We start from the raw sequence: 12446 nt of genomic DNA on the forward strand, positions 1-12446 counted from the left end.
CGCCTCCTACCAGCGCTGATGGACGAAGGGCTTGATGAGCGTGTCATAGACAGCGCTGATCTCAGCCATCGTCTCGTCGGAAAGGGCCGGCAGGTCGGCCGCCGCCGCATTGGAACGGGCCTGGGCCGGGTTGCGCGCGCCAGGAATGGCGACGGTCACGGCGTCGAACATCAGGATCCAGCGGAGCGCGAAGCGCGCCATGACCGTATCGCCCGAGACCAGCGGCCGGATGCGCTCCACCGCCTCGAGACCGACCTCATAAGGCACGCCGGCGAAAGTCTCGCCGACGTCGAACGCCTCGCCATTGCGGTTGAACAGACGATGGTCGGTGGCCGCGAACTGCGTCTCCCGGCTGAACTTCCCCGACAGCAGCCCGCTCGCCAGCGGAACACGGGCGATGATCGCGACGCCCTTCGCCTTCGCGCGTTCGAAGAACAGCTCGGAAGGGCGCTGGCGGAAAGCATTGAAGATGATCTGCACGCTGGCGACGCCGGGAAACTCGATCGCCTTCAGCGCCTCCTCGACCCGCTCGACGCTGACGCCATAGTCGCGGATCCGCCCCTCCGCCTTCAGCCGGTCGAGGCTCTCGAACACCTGCGGCTGGTAGTAGAGATCGGTCGGTGGGCAATGCAGCTGGACGAGATCGAGAGTGTCCATCTCGAGATTGCGGCGGCTGCGATCCACATAGCTCGCGAGATTGTCATAGCTGTAGCCGGCGACGGTCTGCTCAGGCAGCCGGCGGCCAGCCTTGGTGGCGATGAAGGGCCGCGCGCCGCTCCGCGAGCCGATCGCCCTGGCGATCAATTTTTCGGAATGACCGTCGCCATAGACGTCGGCCGTGTCGAGGAAGGTGACGCCTGCGTCGAGGGCTGCATGGAGAGCCTCCAGCGCCTCGTCGTCGTTCACCTCGCCCCAGGAGGCGCCGATTGCCCAGGCTCCGAAGCCGATCTCGCTCACCTCATGGCCCGTCCGGCCGAACTTCCGCGCTCTCATTCGTCGTCTCCTCTTGGTCCGCGGCCTCGTCGTAAGGGCCGCCGGGGGCGATCGCCATCGCTTGACATCGCCGATCCATGCCATTATCAGGAAACAGGGTTGTACGACAACCCGGTAAGTTTGCAAATTTGTTCTGGGAGGATCAAACCTTGCGCTCGCTGCTGTTAACAGGCGCGTCCGTCGCGCTATGCCTTGCCGCATCCGCCTATTCGGCGGCGGCCGAGGACACGATCAAGATCGGTGTCGTGGCGGCCGAATCCGGCTCATTCGTATCGGCCGGCCATACCCTGCCCGCGGGCGTCAGCCTCGCGGTCAAGGAAATCAACGACGCCGGCGGCGTGAAGGTCGGCGACAAAACCTACAAGATCGAGTTACTGAAGCGGGACGACCGCACCGATGTCTCGACCGCGATCGCGGCGACCCAGGAGCTGGTGCGCGACGACAAGGTCGCCGCGATCTTCGGCTCGGAATCGCACGACTTCACCTTGGCGATGGCCAAGATCACCCAGCCTGCCAAGGTGATCCACTTCGCCGGCAACAGCACGCTCGCCAAGGTGCTCAACCCGACTTCCGTCGCGCCCGGTGGCGAGAACCACTATCTCTTCCAGTCCGAACCGCAGGAATTCCAGCGCTCGGGCTCGACGGCGCGCGGCGTGCTCGGCCTGCTGGAGCCGCTGGTCGGCCATCCGCTCAAGAAGTCCGTCGTCATCGTCGGCAATGATGCGACCGGCCAGTTCCTGACCTCCTATTATGTCAAGGCGCTGAAGGCCGAGGGCCAGGAAGTGCCCGAGGTCATCTCCTATCCGCCGGATACCACCGACTTCTCGCCCTTCCTGACCCGCGCCAAGAGCCTCAATCCCGATGTCGTCCACTTCTGGTACAATGGCGACTCGACGCTGACGGCCCTGCCGCAGGCGCTTGAGCTCGGCGTCGCGCCCAGCTACTTCCTGTTCGGCGTCGATCCGGGCATCTGGAAGGAGCGTGGCCTTACGGCCGATGTCCCGGTGGCGATGAGCTGCGTGCCGATCTGCTGGGGCGAATCCTCCAACGCCAACGCGAAGACCTACTTCGCCAACTACTTCGCGGCCGGCGCCCCGAAGGGCGTGACCTCCTCGGTCTCGCTGCTCTACTACGACTATGTCCACTTCCTGGCTGAAGCCTGGGAGAAGGCCGGCACGCTCGATCCCGACGCGACGGTCGCCGCGATCGAGAGCCTGCATCACAAGGGCGTCGTCTCGGACAACCTGTCCTTCAACACCTCCCACCAGGTCACGCATGCGACGGAAGTCTGCGCCGCGGCGCCGGGCGGTGCCATCACCTGCGCCATGCAGCAGCCTCCGGCCGAAGAGCCGAAATAAGCGCTGGCTGTGGGGTCGCCGGGCGGCGCCCTCCCCCCGCTGCCCGGCGACCGCGGCCGTTCCCTTAAACGGACGGAGACCGACGTGGACACTGCAATCCTTATTCAGCAGGTGCTGAACGGCCTTTCGATCGCGAGCGTGATCACCCTGATCGCCGTTGGCGTGACGCTCATCTTCGGCTTGACCGGCATCATCAACTTCGCCCACGGCGAGTTCCTGATGATCGGCAGCTTCGCAACCTGGATCGTCGTCCAGGCCGGGTTCGGCTTCGTCCCGGCCCTGGTGATCGCGGTGCTCGCCGTCGCCGCGATGGGCTTCGCGCTGGAGCGCGGCCTGTTCCGCTTCACCCTGACGCGGCCGACCAACGGCTTCATCGTTTCTCTCGGGCTGATCGTCGTGCTGCAGCACGTCGTCATCTTCTTCTACGGCCCCAACCAGAAGAGCATCCCGCGGCCGCTGAGCGCGGTCTGGGATGTCGGCGGCGTGCGCATCGCCTCGGTGCGCGTCATGGTCATCCTGGTGACGATTGCCGTCGTCGCCGCAACCTTCGTGATGATCACCCGCAGCCGCTACGGCCGCGCGCTCCGCGCCGCCGTCGAAGATCGCGACACGGCCGCGCTGATGGGAATTCCCGTCCGGCGATACATCACCGGCGTGTTCGTTCTCGGCAGCGCGCTTGCGGGCCTCGGCGGGGCGCTGCTGATCGCGCTCTTCCCCGTCACGCCCTTCACCGGCGGCACGATGGTCATGAAAGGCTTCGCCGTCGCCCTGATGGGCGGCCTCGGCAACCTGACAGGCGCCGTCGTCGCCGGCCTCATCCTCGGCATCGTCGAGGGCTTCAGCGCCGGCTACGGGTTCTCCGAATGGACCGACGCCTATTCGTTCGGCCTCATGATCCTTGTCCTGCTCGTCCGGCCAAACGGCCTCTTCGGCGGCACCAGCGGCCCGAAGATGGCCTGAGCTGAAGCGAAAGCACCGACCATGAAAAACAATTCCTCGCCTCTCCTTTCGCTCTTGCCAGTCCTGCTCGTGATCGGGCTGCTGGCGCTCCTCCCGGCTCTCGGACTGACGAACCGCACGCTGTCGCTCGCCATCTCGGCCGGGATCAACATCGTCGCGCTCTATGGTCTCGCGGTGCTGTTCGGGCAGACCGGCATCCTGTCGATGGGCCATGCCGCGCTGGTCGGGATCGGCGCCTATGTGGCGGCGATCCTGGCCCGCGACGCCGGCATCGGCTTCTGGGTCGCGCTGCCGCTCGGCAGCGTCCTCGCAGCAGTGGCGGCCGCTGTCGTCGGCATCCCGTCGCTGCGTGTCAGCGGGCACCACTTCGTGATCATGACCTTCGCCTTCGGCCAGCTGCTCAGCATCGTCCTCACCAATGGCGGCGACTTCACGGGCGCCGCGACCGGGCTCGACCTGCAGCTGCCGGTCACGCTGTTCGGCCATCGCGTCGACGATCTCCTGCCCTATTACCTCATCGTCGTCGCCTTCGTGGCGGTGAGCGCGGTCGCGAGCTGGGCGATCATCCATTCCTCCTATGGCCGGACGCTGCGCGCCATCCGCGAAAACGAGAAGCTCGCGGCCTCGCTCGGCATCAATGTCGGACGCCACAAGATCGGCGCCTTCATGGTCAGCGGCCTGTTCGCCGGGGTGTCGGGCGTTCTGCTCGCCTATTTCTACCGGCATATCTCGCCGGGGCAGTTCGCGGCCTTCCCGAGCATCTATCTGGCGCTGATGGTGATGATCGGCGGCGCTCGCCTGCTGCTTGGCCCGCTCGCCGGCGGCATCCTCGTCTCCTTCCTGCCGGAGATGCTCAATCTCGATCCGGTCGAGTCGCGCATCGTCTATGGCGTGTGCCTGATCGCGGTGATCCTGCTCTTGCCGAACGGCCTCATCGCCGGGGTGCTGCAGGGCCTTCAGACCGTCTCCAGGAAGCTTTCGGGCGTGCCGGCCGGACGCGCCTCCACCGAGGCCCGCAACCCGTCGAGGGCTGGACAATGACCGCCATTCTGGAGATTAAGGGCCTCAGGAAGCAGTTTGGCGGCGTCACGGCGCTGTCCGGTGTCGATCTTTCGATCGAGGAGGGCGAGATCCTCGGCGTTGTCGGTCCGAACGGCTCCGGCAAGACCACGCTCTTCAACCTCGTCACCGGCGTCTACAAGCCGACCGCCGGCACCGTGCTCTGGCGGGGCCGCGACATCACCGGCGTCACCGCGCATGAGGTGTCGACGGCCGGTATCGCCCACACCTTCCAGCAGGCGATGGCCTTCGCCGGCCTGCCGGTCATCGAGAACGTCCGCATCGCGTGCGAACATGCGCGCAAGTCGTCGCAGCCCTATCCCTGGACCACGCCGGAAGCGCTGCTCGAATTCGTCGGCCTTTCGGCCCTCGCGTCCGAACGGGCCGGCATCCTGCCCTTTGGCAGCCTGCGCCTGCTGGGCATCGCGCTCGCCCTGGCGACGCGGCCCTCGCTGATCCTGCTCGACGAGCCGGCCGCCGGCCTGAACGACCGGGAGACGCAGACGCTGGTCGGCCTGGTGAAGCAGTTCCCAGAGCATGGCATCAGCGTCTGCGTCATCGACCACGACATGAAGCTGATGCGGATGCTGTGCCGTCGCCTGGTCGTGCTCGACTTCGGCTCCAAGATCGCCGACGGCCCGATCGACGCGGTGCTGAACGACCCGAAAGTGCTCGAAGTCTATCTCGGAGGCGTGCTGTGACGCTACTCTCGGTCACCGACATCAGTACAGGCTACGGCCCGTCCATCGTCAACCGCAACGTTTCGCTGACGCTCGACGCCCGCGAGGTCATCACCATCCTCGGCCCGAACGGCGCCGGCAAGTCGACGCTGCTGCGCACCATCGTCGGCCTGGTCAAGCCGCGCGGCGGCAGCGTCATCGTCGACGGCGAGAACCTGACCGGGAAGGCGCCCGACGTGCTCGCCAAGCGCGGCGTCGTCCTCGTGCCTGAGGGTCGACGCATCTTCGCAGACATGACGGTTGAAGAGAATCTCCGACTCGGCGCCTATGCGCGCCGCGACACGGAGACGATCGAGCAGGACGTGCTGACGATGGAAGCATTCTTCCCGATCCTCGCCGTCAAGCGCCAGCAGAAGGGCGGCTCGCTGAGCGGCGGGCAGCAGCAGATGCTGGCGATCGCGCGCGGTCTGATGGCGCGCCCCCGCATCCTGCTGCTCGACGAGCCGTCGCTCGGCCTGTCGCCGCTGCTGGTGAAGGAGATCCAGGCGATCATCCTCGATATCGGCGCGCGCTTCGGCGCGGCCGTGCTGCTCGTCGAGCAGAATGCCGGCCTGGCCTTGTCCGTCGCCACGCGCGGCTATCTGATGCAGAATGGCCGGATCGTGACCTCAGGGCCGATCTCGGAGCTCAAGGACATGACGCTGATGCGCGAGCTCTATCTCGGCGGAATGGCGGAACAGGCGTCATGAACGACGGCTCCATCGCGATATCCTACGGGCGCGGACATCTTTCCGTGAGGCTGCCGCCCGATGCGGTGGCAACTTTGGTGCGCAAGGGGCAGCTGCCGAAGCTCGCCGACCCCGCGGCGGCGCTGGAGGCGGCATTCGCGGCGCCGGTGGCAGCACCGCCGCTCGCCGAGCTTGCCGCCGGACGGCGGAGCGCCTGCATCCTCATCTGCGACATCACGCGGCCCGTGCCCAACCGCCTGTTCCTGCGACCGATGGTCGAGACCATGGTCGCGGCCGGCATTCCGCTCGAGGCGATTACCGTGCTCGTGGCGACGGGGCTGCACCGGCCGAACCTCGGCGACGAGCTTGCAGAGCTGGTCGGCGATCCCTGGGTGCTCGCGCATGTGCGCATCGTCAATCACGACGCCCGCGACGACGACGCCCATGTCAATTTCGGCCATACGGCGACGCGCAACACGCCGGTCAGGATCGACCGGCTGTTCGCCGAGGCGGATCTCAGGATCGCCACCGGACTGGTCGAGCCTCATTTCATGGCGGGATGGTCGGGTGGCCGCAAGGTGATCGCGCCGGGCGTCGCCCATCACGAGACGATCAGGACCTTCCATTCCGCCCGCTTCATGGAGGATCCGCTCGCCGTCCAGTGCAACCTTCTCGGCAACCCGCTGCATGAGGAGCAGCTCGAGATCGTGCGCATGCTGGGCGAGGTCTATGCCCTGAACACCGTGCTCGACGAGGAGCGCGATCTCGTCTGCATCACTTTCGGCGAGATCATCGCGAGCCATCAGGCAGCGGTCGATTTCGTCGAGGCGGCGACGACCATCCCGTTCGACCGGAAATTCTCGACCGTCGTGACATCGTCGGCCGGCTATCCGCTCGACAAGACCTACTACCAGACCATCAAGGGCATGGTGACGCCGCTCGACATTCTGAAGCCCGGCGGCACGCTAATCATCGCCTCGGAATGCTCGGAGGGCTTCGGCTCGCCCGAGTTCCGCGCGGCCCAGGCACGGCTGGTCGAGCTTGGCCCCGAGCGCTTTCTCGCTACGCTCACCGCCAAGTCGCTCGCCGAGATCGACGAATGGCAGACCGAGATGCAGCTGAAGCCGATGCGGCTCGGCAAGGTCGCCCTCTATTCGACAGGTCTTGCCGGCTACGACCGCCGGCTGACCGGCGTCGCCATGGTCGATGACATCGAAACGGCAATCGCCGAGAGCATTGCACTGTCGGGGGATAGCGAGATCGCGATCATCCCGGAGGGGCCTTATGTCGTTCCCCGCTTTGCTCCCTGACGCGCCGCGCGGCGGCTCAGGGCGTCGACAGCTGCTCGCGCATTTCCTCGAAGCGGGCCGCGCTCCTCGCGAGATGCGCCCGGATCGCCCGGCGCGCCGCCGTTTCGTTGCCGTCGCGGATGGCCGCGAAGATGGCATGATGCTCGCGACGCATCCGCGCCGCATGGCGCTTGCGCTCCGTAGCCGTCATGCGGTCGAGCCGCGCCCACTGCCGTGGAACCATGCTGCTGCCGAACGTATCAAACAGCCGGCTGTAATAGGGGTTGTGGGTCGCGACCAGAATGGAGCGGTGGAAGGCGTAATCCTCCTGCGCGCCGTAGCCACCCTCGTCGATCGCCCGATCCAGCGCATCGAGGCTGCCCTGGATGGTCTCGATATCCTCCGGCGTGCGGCGCATGGCAGCGAGGCTCGCCGCCTCGCACTCAATCCCCATCCGGAGCTCGAGCACCCGTTGGATCTCGTCGATCGATTCGAGCTGGTCCGGCGGGATGGTGAAACTGCGCGGCGTCGGATGGGTGGAAACAAAGGCGCCGAGGCCCTGGCGCGTGGCGATGAGCCCCTTGGCGCGCAGCGTCGCCAGCGCCTCGCGAACGATGGTGCGGCTCACGCCCGTCGCCTGCACGATCGCCTGTTCGGTCGGCAGACGCTGGCCCGGCTTCAGGACGCCGGCTTCGATCTGGGCGATCAGCGTGTCGGCGAGTTCGCTCCGCAGATTGGGAACCTGCCGGATGGCGCCGAAAACGACGTCGTCCTTATTCGTCATCTCGATCCGGGTTCCCTGGACAGGCAGTCATTGACGGGCATCAAATGTTGCTAGCCCAAGCCCGGGCGAAAAGCAAAATCGACTGGCGCATGGGATCGCGCCGAAGCACCGAAGGACGTCAAGACATGTGGGAACGATCAGGCCTGCTCGACGGCGGCGCCATGGGTTCCGGAATCGGAACCGCCGAAGCGGCGGACTGACATCAGGTGGAGTCCATGCTGCATCTTCATCTCGACCCGCTCGGCGGCATGGCCGGCGACATGTTCGTCGCCGCATTGCTCGATCTGAGGCCGGATCTCGAGCCCGGCTTGCAGGCGGCGCTCGCGCGCTGCCCGCTGATCGAGACGGTCACCTGCAGCCTCGTCGCGCATGACGACGGAATTCTGACCGGCCGCCGCTTCCTGGTCGCGAGGCCCGGCGCGCCCTCTGTCGGTTGTCACGAGCCGCCCGACGGTCATGGTCATCACCATGACCATGGGACACATGGCGACAACGACCACAGCCATAGCCATAGCCATGGCGACCACGATCATGTCGATTGGCGGCGCATTCGCGCGGCGATCGCCGCCTCCGCGCTCGACGCGGAGACGCGGACGCATGCGCTCGGCATCTTCACGCTCCTCGCCGAAGCCGAGGCGCGCGTCCATGGCCGGTCCGTCGAGGACGTCCGATTCCACGAGGTCGGCGCATGGGATTCGATCGCCGACATCGTCGCGGCCGCCTGGCTCGTGGCGCAGCTCGCACCGGCAGTCTGGACGGTCGGGGCGATTCCGATCGGCGGCGGCCGGGTTCGCTCGGCGCATGGCCTGCTGCCCGTGCCGGCCCCCGCGACCGCGCTTCTGCTCGAGGGCTTCGCCATGATCGACGACGGCATCGGCGGCGAGCGGGTGACGCCGACGGGCGCCGCCATCCTCGCCTATCTCTGTCGCGGCGGCCGGGCCGCGGATGGAGCGCGTATTCTCCGCTCGTCGGCGCACGGGTTCGGCACGCGGCAACTCCCCGGCATCAGCAACTGCCTGCGCGTGCTCGCCTACGAGGCGACCGCCGGCGGCGCAGCGGCGTCCGATCGGGTCGCCGTGCTCGAATGCGAGATCGACGACCAGACCGGCGAGGATCTCGCCCTGGCCGTCGCCAATCTGCGCAGCATCGCAGGCGTGCTCGACATCGTCCAGGCGCCGGTTTTCGGCAAGAAGGGCCGCATGATGACAGCTTTGCGCATCCTCGCCACGCCAGCCGCCCGCGACGCGGTCATCGCCGCGACCTTCGATGAGACGACGACGCTCGGCATCCGGCATGCCATCGTCGAGCGCGCCACGCTCCGCCGCGGCGAGGTCGCGATCGACCATGCCGGACGAAGTTATCGCGCCAAGATCGCCGAGCGGCCTTCCGGCCGGACGGCCAAGATCGAAGCCGACGACATCGCCGCCACGGCGGGCGCGGCCACGCGCTCGCGATTGCGGGCGGAACTCGATGCGGCACTGCGGGCGGAAGGAGAGGAACCATGAGCCAGGCAAGCCTGGAAGCGGTGCTGTCGTCGCTGGGGCCGGTCACGCTCGCCGTCAGCGGCGGCGTCGATTCCATGACGCTCGCGGTCGCAGCCCATCGCCTGCTCGGCGCAGACGCGACCGACATGGTGCATGCCGTCTCGCCGGCGGTGCAGCCGGAGTCGACCGAGCGTGTGAGGCTCTGGGCCGGGCGCGAGGGCTGGAATCTCAGGACGGTGGACAGCGGCGAATTCGGCGACAGCAACTATCTCGAAAACCCGGTGAACCGCTGCTTCTTCTGCAAGGGCCACCTCTATGGCGCCATCGCCGCTTTGTCCCGACGCCAGGTCCTCTCGGGCGCCAATCTCGACGATCTCGGCGACTACCGGCCCGGGCTCGACGCCGCGCGGGCGGCCGGCGTGCGCCATCCCTATGTCGAAGCCGGCATCGACAAGGCCGGCGTGCGCAGGCTGGCGCGCCGGCTCGGCCTCGGCGATCTCGCCGAACTGCCGTCGTCGCCCTGCCTTTCCAGCCGGGTGGAGACGTCGATCGCGATCGAGCCGATGACGCTCGCCGCCATCCACGCGGTCGAGAAGCTGGTCGGCGCCACGCTCGCGCCTGAAACCGTCCGTTGCCGTGTGCGCCATGCCGGTATCGTCGTCGAACTCGACCCGCCGTCGCTCGCCGCCCTCCGTGAAGGCGACGCGCTGACCGCCGCGATCGCCTCGCTGCTGCCGGCCGGACTCGCCGGCAAGCCCGTCAGGTTCGAGGCCTATCGCATGGGCAGCGCCTTTGTAGGACGCCGCGCATGAGCGCAAGCGAAGTGATCTTCGATCACGGCCGTGCCGAACGCATCGGCCTCGACGAGGCGGTGTTCTGCGAAGGCAAGAGCGCCGCGCAGATCGCCACCATCCTCGACGAGGTGTCGGCACGCGGCACAAGCCTGCTGCTCACGCGGCTCGATGCTGACAAGTTCCATCAGCTGCCGCCCGAGCACGGCGCCGCGCTCGACTTCTGCGCTCTCTCCCGGACGGCCTATTTCGGGCCCCTGCGGCCGGTGCGCGTCGAGGGAAGGATCGTGATCGTGGCGGCCGGCACATCGGATGCGGCGGTCGCGCGCGAGGCGGCGCGCACGCTGCGCCATGCCGGCATCGACGCGTCGATGGTGGTCGATGTCGGCGTCGCCGGCATCTGGCGGCTCATGGCGCGCATCGACGAGATCCGGCGCTTTCCCATTGTCATCGCGGTCGCCGGAATGGACGCGGCGATCGCGAGCGTGCTCGGCGGCCTGGTGCAGGGCACGGTCATCTGCGTTCCGACATCGGTCGGCTATGGCGCGGCGGAGAGCGGACGGACCGCCCTCAACGCCATGCTGTCAAGCTGCGCGCCGGGTCTTCTCACCTGCAACATCGACAGCGGATACGGCGCCGCTTGCGCGGCGATCCGTATCCTGAACAGCTTCGCCTGAACGGTCGGGCGGCCTGTCAGGCCGCGTCGACCGTCAGCTGCGACTGTTCGCCGAGCCCCTCGATGCCGAGCCGGATGCGCTGGCCCGCCCTCAGGAACAGGGGCGGCTTCATGCCGAGGCCGACGCCGGGGGGCGTCCCGGTCGAGATGATGTCGCCCGGCTGAAGGCTCATGAACTGCGAGATGTAGTGCACGAGAAAGGCGACGCCGAAGATCATCGTCCGCGTCGAACCGTTCTGGCGGACGATGCCGTCGACGGAGAGCCACATCGCGAGATCCTGCGGGTCGGCGATCTCGTCGCGCGTCACCATCCAGGGTCCGATCGGCCCGAAGCTGTCCGCCGACTTGCCCTTGGTCCACTGCCCGCCGCGTTCGGCCTGGAAGGCGCGTTCCGAGACGTCGTTGATCAGGCAGTAGCCGGCGACATGCTGCATGGCCTCGGCTTCCGAGACGTAGCGCGCCTCGTCGCCGATCACGACGCCGAGCTCCACTTCCCAGTCGGTCTTCTGCGATCCACGCGGAATGATGACATTGTCATCGGGGCCGGTGATGGCGCTCGTCGCCTTCATGAACAGGATCGGCTCTTCCGGGATCGCGGCGCCCGTCTCGGCGGCGTGATCGGCATAGTTGAGCCCGACGCAGATGAACTTGCCGGTGCCGGCGACACAGGGGCCGAAGCGGCGCGGGTCGCTCACGACCGGCAGGCTCTCCTCCGGGATCGCCGCGATCGCAGCCAACCCGTTCGCGGTCAGCGCCGCGCCGCCGATATCGGCCACATGGGCGGAGAGATCGCGCAGCACGCCATTTCCATCGACAAGGCCCGGCTTCTCGGCGCCGCGCTCACCAAATCGAACTAGCTTCATGTCAGGATTCCGTCTCGAATAACGAAGGGAGAGATTCAGGCGTTGGCCCAGCCACCGTCGATGACGATGGCGTTGCCGGTCATGAAGCCGCTCTCGGGCCCGGCGAGATAGAGCGCGAGTTCGGCTATTTCCTCGGCCTTGCCGAGCCGCCCCATCGGTTGGCGGGCGATGAAGGCGGCGCGGGCCTGATCATAGTCACCGGCCGAGCGCATGCGGTCTTGCAGAGAGGGGCTCTCGACCGTGCCGGGGCAGATCGCATTGGCGCGGACGCCCTTGCCGACATAATCGAGCGCGACCGATTTGGTGAGGCCGATCACCGCGGCCTTGGTCGTGCCATAGATGAAGCGGTTCGGCGCGGCGATGACGGTCGAGGCCACGGAGGCCATGTTGATGATCGAGCCGCCGCCGCGCGCGATCATGCCGGGCAGGAAGCCGCGGATCAGCCGGTACATGGCGCGAATGTTCAGATTGACCGAGAAGTCGAAATCCTCTTCCTCGCAATCGAGGATCGCGCCGGCATGGACATAGCCGGCGCAGTTGAAGAGGATATCCGGCGCATCGTGCGACGCGACGAAGGCCTTGACCGCCTCCGCGTCCATGACATCGAGCCGATGCGTCGAGACCCCGGCGAGGCCGTCGAGCGAGGCGAGTTTCCCCTCGTCGATATCGGTTGCGCGCACCGCCGCGCCCTCGCGCTGGAAGGCCAGCACCGTGGCGCGACCAATCCCCTGGCCCGCGGCGGTCACCACCGCGGTCTTTCCCGAAAGCCGACCCGTCATCG

Annotated in this window: 13 protein-coding genes; 9 read left to right on the forward strand and 4 right to left on the reverse strand. The window is 67.2% G+C overall.

The features are described 5' to 3' along the window. Positions 1 to 6: 6 nt before the first annotated feature. Positions 7 to 993 (reverse strand): aldo/keto reductase, encoded by a 987-nt coding sequence (locus K32_RS19080; RefSeq protein WP_201401024.1) that lies wholly within the window; start codon positions 991 to 993, stop codon positions 7 to 9. A gap of 149 nt (positions 994 to 1142) precedes the next feature. Between K32_RS19080 and K32_RS19085 the strand changes: the two genes are divergently transcribed. The 6 genes from K32_RS19085 (at position 1143) to larA (ending at position 7088) form a co-directional block, all read left to right on the forward strand. Then, complete coding sequence (locus K32_RS19085; RefSeq protein WP_201401025.1) at positions 1143 to 2351, forward strand: ABC transporter substrate-binding protein; 1209 nt, start codon at positions 1143 to 1145, stop codon at positions 2349 to 2351. A gap of 84 nt (positions 2352 to 2435) precedes the next feature. Next, positions 2436 to 3311 carry a branched-chain amino acid ABC transporter permease gene (locus K32_RS19090; RefSeq protein ID WP_201401026.1) on the forward strand — a complete coding sequence of 292 codons (876 nt, stop codon included), beginning with the start codon at positions 2436 to 2438 and terminating at the stop codon, positions 3309 to 3311. A 21-nt stretch (positions 3312 to 3332) separates the two neighbouring features. Then, entirely contained in the window at positions 3333 to 4352 is a 1020-nt protein-coding gene (locus K32_RS19095) for a branched-chain amino acid ABC transporter permease (protein WP_201401027.1), read from the forward strand. Then, positions 4349 to 5071, forward strand: a complete 723-nt coding sequence (locus tag K32_RS19100; protein ID WP_201401028.1) for an ABC transporter ATP-binding protein — start codon at positions 4349 to 4351, stop codon at positions 5069 to 5071. The genes K32_RS19095 and K32_RS19100 overlap by 4 nt, the downstream gene beginning before the upstream one ends. Then, complete coding sequence (locus K32_RS19105) at positions 5068 to 5799, forward strand: ABC transporter ATP-binding protein (RefSeq protein ID WP_201401029.1); 732 nt, start codon at positions 5068 to 5070, stop codon at positions 5797 to 5799. Before K32_RS19100 ends, K32_RS19105 begins: the two co-directional genes overlap by 4 nt. After that, on the forward strand, positions 5796 to 7088 hold the full coding sequence (gene larA, locus K32_RS19110; RefSeq protein WP_201401030.1) for a nickel-dependent lactate racemase: 1293 nt from the start codon (positions 5796 to 5798) through the stop codon (positions 7086 to 7088). The genes K32_RS19105 and larA overlap by 4 nt, the downstream gene beginning before the upstream one ends. A 16-nt stretch (positions 7089 to 7104) precedes the next feature. On the opposite strand, the gene K32_RS19115 is transcribed toward larA, so the two are convergent. Then, positions 7105 to 7851: a FadR/GntR family transcriptional regulator gene (locus K32_RS19115; protein WP_201401031.1), complete on the reverse strand. Its 747-nt coding sequence runs from the start codon at positions 7849 to 7851 to the stop codon at positions 7105 to 7107. Between the two features lie 215 nt (positions 7852 to 8066). On the opposite strand from K32_RS19115, the gene K32_RS19120 reads away from it, so the two are divergent. Genes K32_RS19120 through larB form a run of 3 tightly spaced genes read left to right on the forward strand, consistent with a single transcriptional unit; the run spans position 8067 to position 10803 of the window. Further along, positions 8067 to 9356 carry a LarC family nickel insertion protein gene (locus K32_RS19120; RefSeq protein WP_201401032.1) on the forward strand — a complete coding sequence of 430 codons (1290 nt, stop codon included), beginning with the start codon at positions 8067 to 8069 and terminating at the stop codon, positions 9354 to 9356. Further along, a complete protein-coding gene (locus tag K32_RS19125; RefSeq protein WP_201401033.1) occupies positions 9353 to 10147 on the forward strand; it encodes an adenine nucleotide alpha hydrolase in 795 nt (264 codons plus the stop codon). Before K32_RS19120 ends, K32_RS19125 begins: the two co-directional genes overlap by 4 nt. Further along, complete coding sequence (larB, locus tag K32_RS19130) at positions 10144 to 10803, forward strand: nickel pincer cofactor biosynthesis protein LarB (RefSeq protein WP_201401034.1); 660 nt, start codon at positions 10144 to 10146, stop codon at positions 10801 to 10803. Before K32_RS19125 ends, larB begins: the two co-directional genes overlap by 4 nt. Before the next feature lie 16 nt (positions 10804 to 10819). Here the strand turns inward: larB and K32_RS19135 are convergent, their stop codons facing one another. After that, entirely contained in the window at positions 10820 to 11665 is an 846-nt protein-coding gene (locus K32_RS19135) for a fumarylacetoacetate hydrolase family protein (protein WP_201401035.1), read from the reverse strand. Between the two features lie 35 nt (positions 11666 to 11700). Then, positions 11701 to 12444, reverse strand: a complete 744-nt coding sequence (locus K32_RS19140) for an SDR family oxidoreductase (protein WP_201401036.1) — start codon at positions 12442 to 12444, stop codon at positions 11701 to 11703. Positions 12445 to 12446: the final 2 nt, after the last annotated feature.

The sequence above is a fragment of the Kaistia sp. 32K genome, assembly GCF_016629525.1.
GTDB lineage: Bacteria > Pseudomonadota > Alphaproteobacteria > Rhizobiales > Kaistiaceae > Kaistia.

Excerpts from the sequence above, each read along its gene's own strand:
- larA (WP_201401030.1), top strand. The coding sequence starts at position 5,796 with ATGAACGACGGCTCCATCGCGATATCCTACGGGCGCGGACATCTTTCC.
- larB (WP_201401034.1), top strand. The coding sequence starts at position 10,144 with ATGAGCGCAAGCGAAGTGATCTTCGATCACGGCCGTGCCGAACGCATC.
- K32_RS19125 (WP_201401033.1), top strand. The coding sequence starts at position 9,353 with ATGAGCCAGGCAAGCCTGGAAGCGGTGCTGTCGTCGCTGGGGCCGGTC.
- K32_RS19120 (WP_201401032.1), top strand. The coding sequence starts at position 8,067 with ATGCTGCATCTTCATCTCGACCCGCTCGGCGGCATGGCCGGCGACATG.
- K32_RS19100 (WP_201401028.1), top strand. The coding sequence starts at position 4,349 with ATGACCGCCATTCTGGAGATTAAGGGCCTCAGGAAGCAGTTTGGCGGC.
- K32_RS19115 (WP_201401031.1), bottom strand. The coding sequence starts at position 7,851 with ATGACGAATAAGGACGACGTCGTTTTCGGCGCCATCCGGCAGGTTCCC.
- K32_RS19080 (WP_201401024.1), bottom strand. The coding sequence starts at position 993 with ATGAGAGCGCGGAAGTTCGGCCGGACGGGCCATGAGGTGAGCGAGATC.
- K32_RS19135 (WP_201401035.1), bottom strand. The coding sequence starts at position 11,665 with ATGAAGCTAGTTCGATTTGGTGAGCGCGGCGCCGAGAAGCCGGGCCTT.
- K32_RS19095 (WP_201401027.1), top strand. The coding sequence starts at position 3,333 with ATGAAAAACAATTCCTCGCCTCTCCTTTCGCTCTTGCCAGTCCTGCTC.
- K32_RS19140 (WP_201401036.1), bottom strand. The coding sequence starts at position 12,444 with ATGACGGGTCGGCTTTCGGGAAAGACCGCGGTGGTGACCGCCGCGGGC.